The following is an 18,853-nucleotide window of genomic DNA, read 5'->3' as shown; positions in this document are numbered from 1 at the left end:
ATAAGCTATAGCATTAGGCTTAAGTAAACTTGACGCGCTGAACTTTTTGTTCAATAAATAATCTACACTCTAAAGAACTGAGATCCTGATCACACAGCCTCTCACTTCTCTATGTGTAACCAATCGATGGATAAAGAGACAGGACACTATTTTAACCTCGATTGTAGAGCTGTTATCAGCTCGTCTGACGTTTGGCGAGCCATTCATCAATGCTGAACAAGGATAATTATAATGATACTGAATCACTTAATGGGGCTATACACTCATCCAAAACAAGAGTGGCAAACAATTGAAAAAAACCATGAGGCACTGAAAAGTAGCTTGAGCCATGTAGTACTTATCGCCTTAATTCCGGCGGTGTGCAGCTATATAGCTACAGCTTACATTGGCTGGAATCCTGGCGCTGGCGATCCTATTTACCTTACACCACAAAGCGCCCTGTTTATGTCCGCAGGCATGTATTTAGGCCTGATTGCAGGTGTATTCGCCCTTGCCTATTTAGCCTATTGGATGGCAAAAACCTTCGATGCTAACCCAACTTACACCCAAGCATTAGAGCTCGCGTCCTACACTGCAACCCCATTGTTTATGGTCGGTTTAGCCGCATTATATCCAGTGCTATGGTTTATCATGATAGTGGGGTTGATTGGTTTAGCCTACTCAGTGTATTTACTGTACGCGGGGGTGCCTATCATTATGAATATCCCTGAAGAGAAAGGTTTTATCTACGCCAGCTCTATGGTGACTGCAGGCTTAGTACTCTTGGTGGGGCTAATGGCAACTAGTGTCATTTTATGGAGCTTAGGCTTTGGTCCTATGTACCAATAACCATTTTAATTCATCACAAATTTAATCAACAGCAACTCAAGCTCTGCGTAGCAATTGAATTTTTAGCAGAAAATAAAAAAGAAGGCCGCAAAGGCCTTCTTTTTGAGTTGAATTAACGCTCTGAGCGAGTTAGCAGATAAGTTTGACTCACTCAGTCAAACAGATCCACTTAAGCAAAATCACTCGAAAGAATCACGCAGCGCTACGGTTAAGTTAAACACTAAATTATCCGGCGATGAATCTTTACTGTCAGCGCAGAAATAGCCTTCACGCTCAAACTGATAGGCTTGTTCCGCAGGTGCATTCACTAGGCTTGCTTCTGCAAAACCTTGTACCACGATCAATGATTCAGGGTTCAACACTTCATCCACAGTCTCTGCCGCAGCAGGATTAGGATCGGTAAATAAACGCTGATAGAGACGGAATTCAGCAGGCTTAGCTGTAGATGCCTCAACCCAATGGATCACGCCTTTGACTTTACGGCCATCTGCAGGGTTTTTACCTAAAGTTTCAGGATCATAAGTACAGTAAACCGTCGTGATATTACCTTCGCTGTCTTTGTCACAACGTTCAGCTTTAATCACATAGGCATTACGTAAACGCACTTCTTTGCCTGTAACTAAGCGTTTGTATTGTTTGTTGGCTTCTTCTTTAAAGTCAGCCACATCGATCAATATTTCTCGGCCAAAGGCTAATTCACGCGTCCCCATACTCTCATCATTTGGATGAGCGGCCGCTTGAATGTACTCAAGTTCACCTTCAGCATAGTTTTCAATGATGACTTTCAATGGACGTAATACGGCCATCGCACGCGGTGCATGTTCGTTCAATTCTTCACGAATACACGCATCTAACATGCCGACTTCAATCATATTCTCTTGCTTAGTCACGCCGATACGTTGACAGAACTCGCGAATTGAAGCCGGTGTATAACCACGGCGACGTAAGCCTGCAATCGTTGGCATACGTGGGTCATCCCAACCTGACACGAGTTTACGGGTCACAAGGTCATTCAGCTTACGTTTAGACATCAAGGTATATTCGAGATTTAAGCGGGAAAACTCGTATTGACGAGTACGATTCGGCGCTTGAAAATCGTTCAAATTATCCAACACCCAATCGTATAAACGACGGTTGTCTTGGAACTCTAATGTACATAAAGAGTGGGTAATATGTTCTAACGCATCAGAAATACAGTGCGTGAAGTCGTACATTGGGTAAATGCACCACTTGTCACCTGTTTGATGATGATGGGCAAAACGAATACGGTAGATGATAGGATCGCGCATACACATGAATGGCGATGCCATATCAATTTTGGCACGCAATGCGCACTCGCCTTCTTTAAAACCACCGTCGCGCATCTTAGCGAATAAGGCGAGGTTTTCTTCGACTGATGTGTCGCGGAAAGGACTGTTTTTACCTGGCTCTTTTAACGTACCACGGTATTCACGGGTTTCATCTGCATTCAAAAAACACACATAAGCCAAACCTTTATTAATCAGTTCAACCGCATATTGATGTAACTGATCAAAATAGTTTGATGAATAGCGAACGTCACCATCCCACTGGAATCCAAGCCAACGCACATCCGCCTGAATAGAATTCACATAATCAATGTCTTCTTTTTCAGGATTAGTATCGTCAAAACGTAAATTACACAGACCGTTATAGTCTCGCGCTATCCCAAAATTTAAGCAGATAGATTTAGCATGACCAATATGAAGATAGCCATTCGGTTCCGGCGGGAAACGAGTCTGTACACTCGTGTGCTTACCGCTTTGTAAATCTTCATCTATGATATTACGAATAAAGTTACTCGGACGTACTTCAGTGTCCACATGACTCATGGAATTCCTCTTTGCGAACAATGGCAATTTTAAGAAAACCAGCATGATCCTACAGATCACCACTAGTTACAATGCCTAGGGTTAAAAACTCTGGTTTTTGACTGTTTGGGGTTATAACCGCGATAGTAAAACAATAAAAGCAGCCATGAAAGCTGCTTTTATCTTTGACCTAACTAAGCTGACATTTATTATTCAGTCACGCCGACTCAGTAAATCTTACTCGGTGATAATGCGGATCCCAGGAATAATCTGCTGACTTCTTTTACCCTTACGTTTCAACCACAGATAAAAAGCGGCTAATGCAAACAAGAAGAAACCAATCCACAGACTTGATTGAACTGGGTGCTGCGTAAAGGTAGCGGCTTGATAAACTACCGTTGCAGAACCATAAGCCAGTGAGAAAGTCCACGTTGCCGCAAACGTCGCCCACCGAGAACCAAACTCATGCACTAAGGCGCCCATTGCCGCAACACAAGGAGTATAAAGTAAGATAAACAGCAAGTAGGAGAAAGCCGCAACTTTACCACTAAAACCTGCTTGTAAAGCACCAAAAGTCGATGTCGCAACACCTTGTTCTTCAGCCACGGTTTCTTTATTGGTTAAATCACCGACCGACAGTTTAAGCGGATCTTCAAGAGCTAAACCAAACAAGTTAGCTGGAATCGTTGCCAGAGCCGCATTAAAGCTTTCGCTCAATGGTGCAAGCTCTTCATCTGTCGGCGCCGTGCTGCTGTATAGACTGTTTAAGGTACCAACAACCGCTTCTTTAGCGAAAATACCCGTGATAATACCGACGGTTGCAGGCCAGTTATCCTGCTCTATGCCCATAGGCGAGAAGATAGGCGTGATTTTTTGACTCGCGACACTCAGCAAAGATGCTTGGCTATCTTCATGGCCAAATGTACCATCAACACCAATAGCATTAATGAAGTTCAATAAGGTCACGACTAGAACAATCGTTTTACCTGCGCCTAATATAAAACTCTTAGTGCGTTTACCTGTACGAACCATAACAGCTTTCAGCTTAGGTAGTTCATAACTTGGTAGCTCCATCACCACTGCACTACTGCTGCCGGGTAATAAAGTGCTTCTGAGTAATAAACCCGTACCGATAGCGGCAAAGATACCAATAATATACAGCAAGAAGACTAAATTCTGACCTGAATCAGGGAAGAAAGCAGCCGCAAATAGTGCATAAACAGGAAGACGTGCACCACAGGACATAAATGGTGCCATCATCCCTGTCACAATACGCTCACGCTCACTGCCTAAGGTTCGCGTCGCCATAATTGCCGGCACTGAACAACCAAAACCGACAATCATAGGAACGAATGCTTTACCAGGCAGGCCAATACGACGCATTAAACCGTCAACCACAAATGCAGCGCGCGCCATGTAGCCAGAACTTTCGAGGATCGACAAACCGAGAAAAAGCGCCGCAATAACAGGAATAAAGGTTGATACGGTTTGAATGCCTTGGCCGACACCGCCCGCTAAGATAGTGACCAACCAAGCCGGAGAGCCCATGCTCGTCAAGAATGAACCGAAGTGATCGACAAACAATGCGCCAGCAAAAACATCAAAGAAATCAATAAAAGCACTGCCAATATTAATGCTGAACATAAACATCAAATACATCACAAACAAGAACACAGGAATGCCAAGCACAGGATGTAAAACGAGTTTATCTAATTTGTCACTGAGGGTGAGGAACCCTGACTCTTTCACTGAACCTTGAAAAACTTGTTCAACGAAATTAAAGCGCGTGGTCGCCACCATCACTTCAATATCATGGCCTTGCTGAGCGATAATCTGAGTACAGGAATTCACTTCATCCTGCAGTTCAGCATTTTTACAGCTACCACAACCTGAACCATTACCTAGCATAGCCAAAGCGCGGCCGCGACTTAATTGGGCATCTTTACTGCAGAGTAACTGCACGCCCGCTTCAATTTGTTCATCATAGTGAAGCACTAATGGGGCTTCTGAGACTCGGCCTTGAAGTAAATCGAGTACCTGTGCCTGCACTTTAGCGACATCGGCAGGATCTCGCGAACACACGCCAATCACAGGGCAACCCAGCTCTTGGCTCATTTTCTTTAAATCGACTTTAATCCCACGTTTGACAGCCGAATCAATTTTATTCAGCACCACTACCATAGGGATAGCGAGTTCACGTAATTGGGCTGTGAGATATAAGTGACGTTCGATATTAGTGGCATCGACTAAATTGATAATGCCATCGACACGTTGCTCGGCAAGGTATTGCTGCGCAATTTGCTCATCAAGTGAACAATCGCAACTATTACCCGCAGGAAGAAGGTCGTAAATACCCGGTAAGTCTGTCAGATAGACGTCAGCACCGTTTAAGGTGAAATGACCAGTCTTTTTTTCGACCGTAACACCAGACCAGTTACCCACTTGTTGATTTGCGCCTGTTAGCGCGTTAAAGAGTGTAGATTTACCCGCGTTAGGGTTTCCTACTGTGACGCAATGAAACTGCTTAGCCATTCGTCTTTTCCACCTCAATGATGTCTGCCAAATCTCTGCGCATACAAAGTTTACTACCACGAATATCCAGTTCGAGACCAGAGCCCATAGGTGCGTATCGGATCAATAAAAAACGCGTATTTGGCGTGATCCCCATGGACAACAACTTGCGCTTCACGGTTTGTGGCAGCGCCAAACGCCCCACTTCAGAAATAAGACCGCGATCGCCGGGACTGAGTTCGCTTAACTTCATTACGTATTCCACCTTGCAACAGGTTCAGCTCGAAAAACTGCGCCCATTGTAACCGAGCGATGACACTAATAACTTTACCTAGATCAAGATTTTTGATTGGTAACGATAATAGTTTTCAATTGTGTTGGGTATTATGTGATAAAAATTCCAATGAATAAACGACCAACCGAAAATAAAAATCCGCACCTTAGCATTAGTGACTATCAAGCGATGCACAGAAGTCAAAACGCTGTAAACAAATCCCACCCGAAGCAAGTGTGATCAAAATCACACTTAATCTATATCGCCTGTAAAATCATCCTTCTTTACAGTGAAAAGACCACGCAATGTTAAGCACGTGTCACACACTTGTTCTAATATTAACCAAGCTCAATAAGCTAAATTAGCAATGTCGAAAGCGTAAAAATAACAAATATAAATGCACTCGGGAAAACATAACCATGGAAATAGGGCTAAAGTTCAGAAGCATAGCTAAGGCTATGCTATGTATTTTGTTATCAATCGCGAGCGTTTCGGCCTCAGCGACCCCTTGGGATAACAAAAAACCAGAAGAAGTTGTTGCGACATTAGACAAAAAATTCGCCGAAGGTAAGTATTCCGCTAAAGGCGCTGATACTTGCCTGATGTGCCACAAAAAAAGTGCCATGGTGATGGCAATATTTGAGGGGGTTCATGGCAACCCCAATGTGAAAGATTCGCCTATGGCCGATTTGCAGTGCGAAGCCTGCCACGGCCCGTTAGGGAATCATAATAAAGGTGGCAAAGAGCCGATGATCACCTTTGGCGCAAACTCCCCTGTTCCCGCGCAAAAGCAAAACAGTGTCTGTATGAGTTGCCACAATGACAGTCAACGTACCGCATGGAAAGGCAATCACCACGATAACGCCGATGTCGCCTGTAGCAGCTGCCATCAAGTGCATACCGCAAAAGATCCTATCAGCGATAAAGCCAATGAAGTCACCATTTGTACCCAGTGCCATACCCAACAAAAAGCCGATATGCACAAGCGCTCGGCGCATCCATTACAGTGGCAACAAATGGTGTGCAGTGACTGCCATAATCCCCACGGCAGTTTAAACGATTCAAGCTTGAAGCAAATGAGTGTTAATGAAAATTGCTATAGCTGTCATGCCGAAAAACGCGGCCCTAAACTGTGGGAACATGCCCCCGTCACCGACAACTGCGCTAATTGCCATAATCCCCACGGCAGCGTGAACGAAGCCATGCTGATCAGCAAACCGCCACAACTGTGTCAGCAGTGCCACGCTTCGGATGGCCATAGCAGTAATGCCTATTTTGGCAATCAAACCAATGCCTTCACTTCTGGTAATTCCTGTATGAATTGTCACGGACAAGTGCATGGCTCTAACCATCCTTCTGGCAAATTACTACAGAGATAACAAGGGAATGATCATGCGAACAGCTAAAATGTCTCACCCTAGCGCTTATTTCTCCCTCACTTTGCTGACTTGGGCGATAAACGGTGTTTTGACTCAAGCACACGCCGAAGGTTATGAGCTGCAAGAAGCGAATCGAAGTAGCATAAAGACAGAGGCATGGAGCTGTAAGCAATGCCAACCTAAGACAGGTCATATTGGCAATGTCAGTGCCAGCCTCGCTTACAACGATAGTGAGGACAGCCGTTTCGGTAACCGCACAGGGACAGATAATGATGGTCTCGTTGGCGCCGTCGGTGCGGATATGATGTACAAAACGCAGACGGGTTATCAAACCGAGCTGGTCGCGGACAAGTTAGGCTTTGATGCGGGCTCAGCCAAGCTCACAACAGGAAGGCCGGGAAACTATCAAATCAACTTGGGTTATAGAGGTTTAGCAAGCTATAACCATAATCAACTCAAAAGCCCCTATACCTCAGCGCAAGATAAAATGTTATTGCCCGATAACTGGATAACAGGCGGCACAACGCAATCTATGCCTATGTTACAGAGCAGCCTTGTTAGCCAAGATTTAAGTATTCAACGTGATCGCTTTAGTATCGGTGGTTACTACGCGGGCAACATATCACCTGAAGGTGACAATAACAGTCACTACAAAGCCTCGCTAAACTATCAGCATGAAGACCGCAGCGGCGCCAAAAAGACCAGTGCCAATATACTCACCAATAGCATTATGCTAGCCCAACCAATTGATGACAGTACTGATGAAGTCGATGCGAGAGTTTATTTTAACGGTTCAGGCTGGCAAGCTGGCATCAATAGCCAAATCAGCCAATATAAAAATGATCACCAAGCCATGCTGTGGCAATCAGCCTACACACCCACCTTTGGCGCAGCATACTTAGGCCAGAATGCGGTCGACCCCGACAATAAAGCCTACCGAGTTGCCGCAGAAGCCTCAGGGGGGGCAAATGGTCAAAATGTATTGATGCACGCAGGCTTTAGCCGCATGACCCAAGATGACACCTTTATTCCTGCCACCATCAATGGCCCATCGCCCGTCCTGCCTGCGGATACCTTAAATGGCCAAGTCGATATTGTAGAGATGGACCTTAAATATTCAGGACGGATCAGCCAAGATTTAAGCATGCAGGCAAGTTACAACTATCAAGACAGAGATAACAAAACGGCTCAATTAGACTTTCCGCAGATCGTCACCGACAGTATTGATCAAGGCACAGCCCAAAATAGCCTTTATGATAAGCGCACCAAAAAACTCGAACTTAAAAGCAAATACCGTTTTACCTCAGCGGCTTATGCCGAAGCGGGTTACAGCCATAATGAAAACGATTATGCCGAACTCGACCGCCAATCCGTCGACGAGTCCGGCGTGTTTGCTAAACTAAGTTATCGCTATTCGCCCGCATGGTCAGCTTGGTTGAAAGGAGAAGCACTAGAGCGAGATGGCAGTGAATATCATCCCGTCGTAACCACTCAAAGTTCAAGTAATCCTTGGCTACGTAAATCCTACCTTGCCGATAGAAAAAGACAGAAAGTCACCTTACACACGGATTATCAGAGCGATATTGGTCTATCTCTTGGTGCCAGCTTACACAGTATTAATGACGACTATCATCATACCTTAGTAGGTCTAACTCAAGTGTCCTATCTCGGTTACGACTTGTCAGCCCAATATGTGCTGAGCAGTGACCTCAATTTAACCGCCTTTGTTAACCAAGATTGGCGCGATTCAGACCAAGCGGGCAGTAATTCCTTCTCGACACCCGATTGGTACAGCACTGCCGAGGAAAAATCGACCTTGATTGGTGCAGGGCTTAGTTATCAAAACCTGTTCGATCATCACCTCGATATTGGTTTGGATTACAGCTATTCCGACGGACAGAGTGATACCGAAGTGACCTACGGCATCACCAGTCCCTATGGCGATTTTTACGCCCGCAAACACAATATTAATGCCTACGCCAAATATAAGTTTGCCGACAGCATGTCGCTGCGCATCGATTGGTTATTCGAAAAATATCAAGATGCTAACTGGCAAAACCAAGGCACAAGCTGGGACACGATTCCCAACGTACTCAGTTTTGGTGATATGGGCCACGACTACAACGCTCACTACTTAGGCTTGACCTTAAGCTACCAAATGTAACTTAGGCACTGACAGCGCATTCCAAGGATAGAAATATGAACAAGTTTGCAAAAATTCGCACTCAATTCAGTCTTATGCTGGCCTTAGTCTCCATATTAAGCGCCTGTGGCGGTGATAACGGCCAAGATGGTAATCCCGGTGAGCCTGCGAAACCGCCTGCATTAACGATAACTAGCCTTAACATCATGGTCGATAAAGTCGCGATGACAGATGGCATTGCTCAAGTGGATTTTCAAGTGAGCAATCAAGATGATGAAGCCGTGATTGGTATCCCATCGGCGACATTTATTGCTGCGCAGCTTCTCCCCCAAGGTTATACAGGCGCGGGGAATAGCAGTGAATGGCAGCACTTTACCGCTGAAACCTGCGCGGCAACTTGCCCAGGCAGTCTCACAGATCATAAAAACGGTCACTACAGTTATACCTTCAGCGCCGCATTTAATGCCATGAATGGAGTGACGTTTATGCCCGAAGCGACCCAAAGAATGGTGGTCAAAATTGGCGGCGATAAACTTGCCGATAACACGCCCTTACCTATAACCAATCAGCATTATGACTGGCAATCTTCAGGTAGTAATGTCGCTTACACCCGCAACTTAGTCACAATAGAGACCTGTAATGGTTGCCACAGTAATCTAGCTTTCCATGGCAGTAGATATAATCAAATCGAAACCTGCGTCACCTGCCATAACAGCAAAAAAGTCAGTAACCCTGCGGATATTTTCCCACAAATGATCCACAGCAAACATTTAACCGGCTTCCCGCAACCCATTAGTGACTGCCAAACCTGTCACGTCGATAAGGCTGAGTTAACCGAACAGCAAAACTGGCGCAGAGTCCCGACCATGCAAGCCTGTGGTGCCTGTCATACACAGATCAATTTCCCCGCAGGCGAAGGACACCCAGTGCAAACAGATAACAGTAACTGCGTGGCGTGTCATAATGCCGACTGGACCGCAAGCGTACACAGTGATGAAGCTAAAACCGCGGCACTGATGCAATTTAGCCCAAGCATCACCAGCGCCAGTATGGATGCCAATGGTACGGTCACTGTTGCGGTTAAGCTGATGAATCCAGCCACAGGAACTGTGTATAGCGAAAGTGCCGATAAACTAAAATTTATCAATGATTTAAGGGTATATGCCAACTGGGGAACCAGTTTTGATTATGCGACCCGTTCAGCTCGCTCGATTAAACTGCCGGAATCCACACCCATATCAGGCTCTAATGGCATTTATACCTATACGATAGCGGGCCTTACCGTGCCAGCAGGCACTGAAACGGATCATGGCGGACTTGCGATTCAAGGCAGAGTCTGTGCCAAAGATAAAGTACTGGTTGATTGCACGACTGAACTGGCGGAAGTGTTAGTGATTAAATCCAGCCACAGTTATTTTGATATGGCAGCATTGAGCAATGAAGGTCGCCGTAGCGTTGTGAGCAATGCAAGCTGCGGTAATTGCCATGGTGATCAAAAACTGAATATTCACGGCTCACGTAACGATCTCGATGGTCAATGCCAGCTATGCCATAACGCCAATATGCTGGCCGATGCGACGGCAGCCAATCCTTCAATCACGTCATTTGACTTTAAGCAGCTGATCCACGGTATTCACACCAGTCAATTCACGGGGTTTGAAAGCCTAAACTACCCAGGAAAAATTGGTAACTGTGCCCAATGTCACGTTAACGATACTGCGGGGATTTCTACCGTCGCCCTCCCCTTAAATTCAGCGGTACAACCCCTTGCCCTCGATAACGGCACTTTTACCAGCCCAATTGCCGCTGTGTGTAGCAACTGCCATTCAGATACCAGCACTCATAACCACATGGCTCAGCAAGGTGCTGTTTTTGCAGGTACAAAATCCGATGCAACCGCAGGAACTGAAACCTGTGCTTTCTGTCATGGACAGGGCGGAGTCGCGGACGTGTTGAAAGTGCATCCAATAAACTAACCCTATGATGCTGGCCTAAAAAGGCCAGCAACTGCAGATATAAAAGGAACTCATACGATGCAGTCATCTACTCCTAAAGAAATAGTCAGATCTCAGTCACATTACCCGCCTAAAGTGACTGATAAATACCAGTGACTTAGTTAGCCTTACAGATGGAAAACTAATTCCACACATCTTATGCGGGTAATGAGATTTATTCTTATTTGCCAAGCGGTTGATGATGATTACAACTATTGCAGGGAAATATCATGATGAAACGGTTCAATTTCAATACCGCAACAAAAGCGATGTTGGGTGCCGGTTTACTCTCTCTACTACTCGCCGGTTGCGGTGGTAGTGACGGTAAAGATGGTGAAGACGGAAAACCTGGCGTTGTCGGTGTTAATATCGATTCAACTCCTACACTGAAAGCAAGTTTCACTAACGCCACAGTCGATGCAGGTAAAGTGACTGTTAATTTCACATTAGAAAATGCGAATGGTGTGGCTGTACTTGGCTTGAATAAAGATCACGACATTCGCTTTGGTATTGCGCAACTTAGCCACGTAACAGTAGCAACAGAAGATCCAGCAAAACCCGCTGACCGCGGTTACCAATGGCAAGCCTATATCAATACGAAAAAAGAACCTGGCACAGTGCCTTCTGGCGTGGATAACCTCAATCCATCCGCTCAATATCAAGCCAACGTTGAAGCTGCAGCCAAGTGTGATACATGTTTAGTCGATCATGGTGATGGCAACTACAGTTATACCTATCAAGCCAATATCGCCAATGTCACTGAGCCCTTAGCCATCACTTACAGCGCTGAAGCGACTCAACGTGCAACCTTAGAGCTTGAGTTACCACAACTTTCAGCAAACGCACATTTTGACTGGCAGCCTTCAACAGGTAAAACAGAAGGAATCCAAACACGTAACGTTGTTTCAATAACAGCCTGTTACACCTGTCACCAACCAGAAAGTTTAGAGTTACACGGCGGCCGCAGAGTTGATATTGAGAACTGTGCATCTTGCCATACGGCAACATCTGGTGACCCTGAATCAGGCAATAGCATTGAATTTACTTACATGATTCATGCTATCCATAAAGGTGGCGAACGTCATACTTATGATGAAACTGGAGCGGAAGTTCCTGCACCATATAAAATTGTGGGGTATGGCGGTAAAGTCATTGACTATGGCAAGGTTGGTTTCCCATTAAAACCTGCCGCTGATTGTGCAGCCTGTCACGTAGAAGGAACGAACGCGCCAGCTAATGCCGATCTATTTAAGGCTGATTTAAGTAATCAAGCCTGTATTGGTTGTCACACTGAAAAACCATCTGCTCACCACAGCAGCAATGACTGTGTTGCCTGTCATAATGCAACTCAACCCTATGGTGGAACAGGCAGTGCGGCTAAACGTCATGGCGATGTGCTGAAAGCTTACTCTGACACTAAAACTATGGGTATTAAGTTCAGCAATGTAGGTGTCAACACCACAGGCAAAATCACTTTCGATGTTCAAGTTATTGATAAAGATGGCAATGCGATTGACAAAGCCTTCGTGAACCAGGGCTCGCGTGTTGTAGTAGCATGGGATTCTAATAAAGACTTCCCGAGTTCTGCTACGGCTTCTTACAGTAACCGTCGCATTGCTCTAAGTGAAGGTACCTATAACGAAGCCAATAAAACCTACTCATTGACTGGCACTAAGTTCAATTTACCCGCAGATGCAAATGGTAAAACATTCGAACTATGGTCAACATTGGAAGTATGTTTCAACAATGGTGGCTATGGCGTTGCGGATGTTGTGATGACAGATTGTGCGGCAGCTAACACACACAAAGTCCCAGTCAAAGAAGCTCCTTATCACTTCGTTTGGAAAGATAATGCTGTGGATAGCACAGCTAAAGCAGCTATTCGTCGTGATATTATTGACCCAACAAAATGTCAGGGTTGTCACAATCAAGAAATTCACCACTATGACAATGGTGTAAACTGCCAAACTTGTCATACATCAGACAAAACCCTTAAAGCCGATTCAAGCTATCCTGGTGGCAAAATCCCAACTAGCTTTGCTTGGAAAGCTCACGAACGTGAAGGCCATTATCTAAAATATGCAGGCGTACAATCGGGCACTGTGCTTAAAACCGATTGCGCTACATGTCATACTGTAGATAAATCAAACGTCATTACAGGTATTACCTTAGGCCGTGCACCTGAACGCACATGGCGTTTTGGTGACATCAACAATAACGGTACCGATATTTGGGTCTCTTCTGATGCAGGCGCATGTTTAAGCTGTCACCAGAAATATCTCTCTGATGCCGCTAAATCTCATATTGAAGCTAACGGTGGTATCTTAAACGGTACTAGCGCAGCCGATGTGCAAACCCGTGCATCTGAAAGCTGTGCGACTTGCCATACACCAGCTCAATTGAGTGAAGTCCACGGTAACTAAACAGGTGTAACGCTCTCATTCAGAGCAATGTTTTTATCGTTATTAAAGAGAGAGGTTGTTACCTCTCTCTTTATATTCTTCCCTTTCAAAAATCCGCTGTTTTTTTGTTCTAGAATCATTTTTACCTCTCGCTTTAAATACCTCTTTAGAAATAGAAAGATCCAAGTCACACATTAGCAAAGGCCTTGGAGATTTTAAGGTCATGTTAGGTTAGCCTTTCCTTGGGGAATTCTATTTCCAGCATCCACTTAAGTCGCTTCTAGTGACCAAAAACACAGACATAGAATCTGTTGGCTCTAGAACATAGCGTTTAAGCAATGCCAAACCTATGCAGGGAAAAAAATGATGAACGCACAAACAACTAAAATCGCACTGCTGTTAGCAGCAAGTGCAGTCACTATGGCCTTAGCGGGCTGTGGTGGCAGTGATGGTAATGATGGTAATCCCGGTGAACCTGGTGGCGAACCTGCTCCAGCGATTCAAACCCTTAATTTTGCCTTTGACAAATCTGTCGTCACTAACGGTATTCCGAGTGTTGAGTTTACCGTCACTAACGAAAATGATTTACCCGTTGTTGGCCTACAAAAAATGCGTTTTGCCGCAGCACAATTAATCCCACAAGGCGCAACTGGTGCAGGTAATGCGTCACAATGGCAGTACTTTGGTGATGAGACCTGTGATGTCGCTGCAACATGCCCAGGGACTTTCGTTGACAAGAAAAACGGTCACTACAGTTATACTTTTAGTATGAACCTGACCGCTAACACTAAAGTCACCTATAACGAACAGTTAGCTCAACGAGTATTAATCCGCGCTTATAACACTCCGCTTCCCGATGGTACTCAAGTACCAAACAGTAACGCCTTTGTCGACTTCACTGCCGATACTGGCGCACTGCCAACATACAGTCGCAAAATTGTCGCCACAGAAAGCTGTAATACTTGTCACCAAGATTTAGCCAATGTTAAACATGGCGGCGCGTATTCTGACGTTAATTACTGTGCAACTTGCCACACAGCCGGAAAAGTCGGTGTAGGTAAAGAGTTCAATGTTCTCGTTCACGCTAAACACAAAGACCTCACCTTAGGCTCATTAGAAAGCTGTCAAAGCTGTCACGCTGCAAATGAGGCTACGCCTGATTGGAGTAATTGGTCACGTATCCCAACTGCTGCCTCATGTGGAAGCTGCCATAGCACAGTGGACTTTGCTGCCGGTAAAGGTCACTCACAACAGCTAGATAACTCTAACTGTATCGCCTGTCATAACAGCGATTGGACTGCAGAACTGCACACAGGTAAGACTGCAGACAAAAAAGCCGTTATCGCTCAGTTAAGTATGTCAGCAGCACTTGCTGGTCAAGCTGATGATACTGCAGTATTAACCGTGTCTATCTTAGACAAAGATGGTAACGCAATTGATGCGGCAACCGTTCAAGATAAGATTAAACGTTTAGAGTCCGTTACCAACGTTGGCCCTAACTTCCCGATCATGGGCTACAATCCAAGTCCAGGTAGCGGTAAAGCGAAAATAGCGAAAGACTTAGTCAAAGATGGCGCACTGCAAGAAGGTGTAACCTTAGTTGACGGTAAATTGGTCTTTACAACACCCGCTCTACCTTTCGGTGCAGGCGATACTGATACCGCCTTTACCATTATCGGTTTAGAAGTGTGTAGCACTGGTACAAGCTTAACCGCATGTACCGCAGACAGCGCAACAACGAGCATGAAAGCCGAGCTAGCTTTTGGCACTAAGTCTGGCAAAGCACCGAGCATGCGTCATGTTAACTCAGTTGAGTTTGGTACCTGTCAAGGTTGTCACGGTGATAGCTTCGAAATTCACAAAGGCCACCATGCGGGTTTTGTGATGACAGAACAGCTATCACATGCAAAAGATGCCAGCGGTAAGCCAATTGTCGGTGTGGATGCGTGTGTCGCTTGTCATACCCCAGATGGTACCTATGCAAATGGTGCTAACAAAGGTGCGTTGGAGATGAAGTTACACGTTGTTCATGGTAAACAAGGTGTCATCAAAGAATGTACCCAATGTCATAACGACTTCAACCTAGATGCATTCAAGGTCAAAGGCGCTCTGGCAACAACTGCGGGTAAATACACCACGCCAATCACTGCCACTTGTACTTCATGCCACGCGCCAGAATCTATTGGCCACGGCTTAGAAAATATGGGCGCGATTGTGAACGGTGATTATGTTCAAGCCAATCAAGCGGCGCAGTCAGAAACCTGTTTCTACTGTCACAAACCCACACCAACAGATCACACTCAGGTGAAGATGTAATTTGCCCAAGCAGGGGGAGTTCGCTCCCCCTTTCTTGAATTTTGTTGGGACAAATTGGGAAGCCTATTATGAAGAACAGCCTAAAAATGAAAAAACTACTGCCGGCACTTGTCATCTCCATGGCAATGTCTGCAGTGATGTCTTTATGCATCACACCGAGTGCACACGCCTCAAAGTGGGATGACAAAATGACTCCAGAACAAGTCGAAGCCACCTTAGATAAGAAGTTTGCCGAAGGCAGCTACTCCCCTAAAGGTGCCGATTCTTGTTTGATGTGCCACAAAAAATCTGAAAAAGTGATGGACCTCTTCAAAGGTGTTCATGGCGCCATTGATTCATCAAAGAGCCCAATGGCTGGCCTGCAATGTGAAGCCTGTCATGGTCCTATGGGTCAACACAATAAAGGCGGCAACGAGCCGATGATCACTTTTGGTAAGCAATCAACCTTAAGTGCAGAAAAACAAAACAGTGTCTGTATGAGCTGTCACCAAGATGATAAACGCGTATCTTGGAACGGTAGTCACCATGACAATGCCGATGTTGCTTGTGCCTCATGCCACCAAGTGCATGTCGCAAAAGATCCTGTGTTATCAAAAAACACCGAAATGGAAGTCTGTACTAGCTGCCACACTAAGCAAAAAGCAGACATGAATAAACGCTCGAGTCACCCACTAAAATGGGCTCAAATGACCTGTAGCGATTGTCATAATCCCCATGGGAGCATGACAGATTCCGATCTAAACAAGCCTAGCATTAACGAAACCTGTTACTCCTGCCACGCCGAGAAACGCGGCCCAAAACTGTGGGAACATGCACCCGTCACTGAGAACTGTGTGACTTGCCACAATCCTCACGGCAGTGTGAATGATGCCATGTTAAAAACCCGCGCACCGCAGCTGTGTCAGCAATGTCACGCCAGCGATGGCCACGCCAGCAATGCTTACTTAGGTAACACTGGTTTAGGTTCAAACGTCGGCGACAATGCCTTTACAGGTGGAAGAAGCTGTTTAAATTGCCACCGTCAGGTCCATGGTTCAAACCATCCATCTGGCAAGCTATTACAGCGCTAAGGAGACGAGAAAATGAAATTTAAACTCAATTTGATCACTCTGGCGTTACTAGCAAACACAGGTTTTGCGATAGCGGCCGACGGGTATGGCTTAGCCAATGCCAATACCGAAAAAGTCAAAATGTCCGCTTGGAGCTGTAAAGGCTGCGTTGTTGAAACGGGTACGTCTGGCACTGTGGGTGTGGGCGTGGGTTACAACAGCGAAGAGGATATTCGCTCGGCGAATGCCTTTGGGACTTCAAACGAAGTTGCGGGTAAATTTGATGCCGATGTCACCTTCCGTGGTGAGAAAGGCTATCAAGCCAGCGTTGAAGCTTATCAACTGGGCATGGATGGTGGCCGTTTAGATGTCAATGCGGGCAAACAAGGCCAGTATAATGTCAATGTAAACTATCGCCAAATCGCCACTTACAACAGTAATAGCGCCTTAACGCCCTACTCTGGTGTCGGCAGCGATAATTTAACCTTGCCAGACAACTGGGTAACTGCGGGTTCAAGCAACCAGATGCCGTTACTGATGGACAACCTAAATGCTTTAGAACTGTCGCTCAAACGTGAGCGCACAGGGTTAGGTTTTGATTATCAAGGTGAATCGCTGTGGAGTACGCATGTGAGCTACATGCGTGAAGAAAAAACCGGCTTGAAAAAAACATCAGGTGGATTCTTTAACCAATCCATGATGTTAGCTGAGCCAGTTGATTACACCACTGACTCCATTGAAGCTGGCATTAAACTAAAAGGCGATCGTTGGTTCACTGCACTTAACTACAATGGCTCAATTTTTAAGAACGAGTACAACCAGTTAAACTTCGACAGTGCCTTCAATCCAACTTTTGGTGCTCAAACCTCTGGCACACTCGTCCTTGACCCTGACAACCAGTCACACACAGTGTCGCTCATGGGTCAATACAACGACAATACCAATGTGTTAACAGGTCGTGTGCTTGCGGGACAAATGAGTCAAGACCAAGCATTAGTCACTTCAGGCTATGGCTATCAAGTGCCGACAGAGGCCGTTGATGCCAAAGTTGACCTCACAGGGTTGAACTTAAAAGTCGTCAGTAAAGTGACTAACTCATTGCGCTTAAGTGGTAGCTACGACTATAGCGACCGTGATAACAATACTCAAATTGAAGAGTGGACCCAAGTCAGCATCAACAATGTCAATGGTAAGGTGGCCTATAACACCCCTTATGATAACACTAGCCAACGCTTCAAAGTGGCGGCGGATTATCGTATTACCCATGGACTGAAGCTTGATGGCGGCTATGACTTCAAACGTGACGACCGTAATTATCAAGACCGTGAAACCACGGATGAAAATACTGTTTGGGCACGTTTGCGCGTTAACAGCTTTGAAACTTGGGATATGTGGGTTAAGGGCAGTTACGGTCAGCGTGATGGCTCGCAATATCAAGCTTCTGAATGGACATCTTCTGAAACCAACAGCCTGTTACGTAAGTACAATCTGGCTAACCGCGACAGAACCCAGATTGAAGCTCGAGTCACCCACTCGCCAATCGACAGCTTGACCATAGATTTCGGTGCCCGTTACGCATTAGATGACTACTCTGACACAGTTATTGGCTTAACTGAGTCAAAGGACACCAGTTATGATGCCAACATCAGCTACATGATCACCGATGATTTACTGGCGACAACCTTCTACAACTATCAAATCATTGAGTCTGAACAAGCGGGAAGCAGTAATTACAGCACCCCAACGTGGACAGGATTCATTGAAGATAATGTAGATGTGGTCGGAGCAGGCCTGAGCTACAACAACTTGCTTGAGAACAAGTTACGCATGGGATTGGATTACACTTATTCAAACTCCGACAGTAACACTCAAGTCAGACAAGGTATCACAGGCGACTATGGCGATTATTTTGCCAAAGTGCACAACATTAACTTATATGCTCAATATCAAGCCACCGAGAAAATGGCGCTGCGCTTGGATTATAAAATTGAGAATTATAAAGACAATGATGCCGCCAATGATATCGCCGTCGATGGGATCTGGAACGTCGTAGGCTTTGGCAGCAATAGCCATGACTACACAGCGCAAATGATCATGCTGAGCATGAGTTACAAACTCTAATCGATAC

The 18,853-nt window shown here is 45.5% G+C and carries 12 protein-coding genes; 8 read left to right on the top strand and 4 right to left on the bottom strand.

Features of this window, described 5'->3' with window-relative positions; genetic code table 11:
• Positions 1-231: 231 nt before the first annotated feature.
• Positions 232-828 (top strand): Yip1 family protein, encoded by a 597-nt coding sequence (locus tag L5M17_RS00125; RefSeq protein ID WP_105252940.1) that lies wholly within the window; start codon positions 232-234, stop codon positions 826-828.
• A 179-nt stretch (positions 829-1,007) separates the two neighbouring features.
• Here the strand turns inward: L5M17_RS00125 and glnS are convergent, their stop codons facing one another.
• From glnS to L5M17_RS00110, 3 genes are all read right to left on the bottom strand, one after another.
• The gene (gene glnS, locus L5M17_RS00120) at positions 1,008-2,678 is read right to left on the bottom strand and encodes a glutamine--tRNA ligase (protein ID WP_173245638.1); all 1,671 of its coding nucleotides are present in this window, start codon (positions 2,676-2,678) and stop codon (positions 1,008-1,010) included.
• Between the two features lie 216 nt (positions 2,679-2,894).
• Complete coding sequence (gene feoB, locus L5M17_RS00115; protein WP_263144400.1) at positions 2,895-5,189, bottom strand: Fe(2+) transporter permease subunit FeoB; 2,295 nt, start codon at positions 5,187-5,189, stop codon at positions 2,895-2,897.
• Entirely contained in the window at positions 5,182-5,421 is a 240-nt protein-coding gene (locus L5M17_RS00110; protein ID WP_028760477.1) for a ferrous iron transport protein A, read from the bottom strand. The genes feoB and L5M17_RS00110 overlap by 8 nt, the downstream gene beginning before the upstream one ends.
• A gap of 440 nt (positions 5,422-5,861) precedes the next feature.
• On the opposite strand from L5M17_RS00110, the gene L5M17_RS00105 reads away from it, so the two are divergent.
• From L5M17_RS00105 to L5M17_RS00090, 4 genes are all read left to right on the top strand, one after another.
• Complete coding sequence (locus L5M17_RS00105) at positions 5,862-6,821, top strand: DmsE family decaheme c-type cytochrome (protein ID WP_263144397.1); 960 nt, start codon at positions 5,862-5,864, stop codon at positions 6,819-6,821.
• Positions 6,822-6,834: 13 nt separating this feature from the next.
• A complete protein-coding gene (locus L5M17_RS00100; RefSeq protein WP_263144395.1) occupies positions 6,835-8,985 on the top strand; it encodes an MtrB/PioB family decaheme-associated outer membrane protein in 2,151 nt (716 codons plus the stop codon).
• A 35-nt stretch (positions 8,986-9,020) separates the two neighbouring features.
• The gene (locus L5M17_RS00095; RefSeq protein WP_263144393.1) at positions 9,021-10,940 is read left to right on the top strand and encodes an OmcA/MtrC family decaheme c-type cytochrome; all 1,920 of its coding nucleotides are present in this window, start codon (positions 9,021-9,023) and stop codon (positions 10,938-10,940) included.
• A 248-nt stretch (positions 10,941-11,188) separates the two neighbouring features.
• Complete coding sequence (locus L5M17_RS00090; protein ID WP_263144391.1) at positions 11,189-13,381, top strand: OmcA/MtrC family decaheme c-type cytochrome; 2,193 nt, start codon at positions 11,189-11,191, stop codon at positions 13,379-13,381.
• Between the two features lie 42 nt (positions 13,382-13,423).
• On the opposite strand, the gene L5M17_RS00085 is transcribed toward L5M17_RS00090, so the two are convergent.
• Complete coding sequence (locus L5M17_RS00085; RefSeq protein WP_181800802.1) at positions 13,424-13,585, bottom strand: hypothetical protein; 162 nt, start codon at positions 13,583-13,585, stop codon at positions 13,424-13,426.
• A gap of 138 nt (positions 13,586-13,723) precedes the next feature.
• Between L5M17_RS00085 and L5M17_RS00080 the strand changes: the two genes are divergently transcribed.
• The 3 genes from L5M17_RS00080 (at position 13,724) to L5M17_RS00070 (ending at position 18,846) form a co-directional block, all read left to right on the top strand.
• The gene (locus L5M17_RS00080) at positions 13,724-15,676 is read left to right on the top strand and encodes an OmcA/MtrC family decaheme c-type cytochrome (protein WP_263144387.1); all 1,953 of its coding nucleotides are present in this window, start codon (positions 13,724-13,726) and stop codon (positions 15,674-15,676) included.
• 68 nt (positions 15,677-15,744) lie between these two features.
• Entirely contained in the window at positions 15,745-16,746 is a 1,002-nt protein-coding gene (mtrA, locus tag L5M17_RS00075; RefSeq protein WP_263144385.1) for a decaheme c-type cytochrome MtrA, read from the top strand.
• A gap of 12 nt (positions 16,747-16,758) precedes the next feature.
• Positions 16,759-18,846, top strand: a complete 2,088-nt coding sequence (locus L5M17_RS00070) for an MtrB/PioB family decaheme-associated outer membrane protein (protein ID WP_263144383.1) — start codon at positions 16,759-16,761, stop codon at positions 18,844-18,846.
• Positions 18,847-18,853: the final 7 nt, after the last annotated feature.

The sequence above is a fragment of the Shewanella sp. SW24 genome, from assembly GCF_025653395.1.
Classification (GTDB): domain Bacteria; phylum Pseudomonadota; class Gammaproteobacteria; order Enterobacterales; family Shewanellaceae; genus Shewanella; species Shewanella oncorhynchi.
This window is presented reverse-complemented; position numbering and strand designations above follow the sequence as displayed.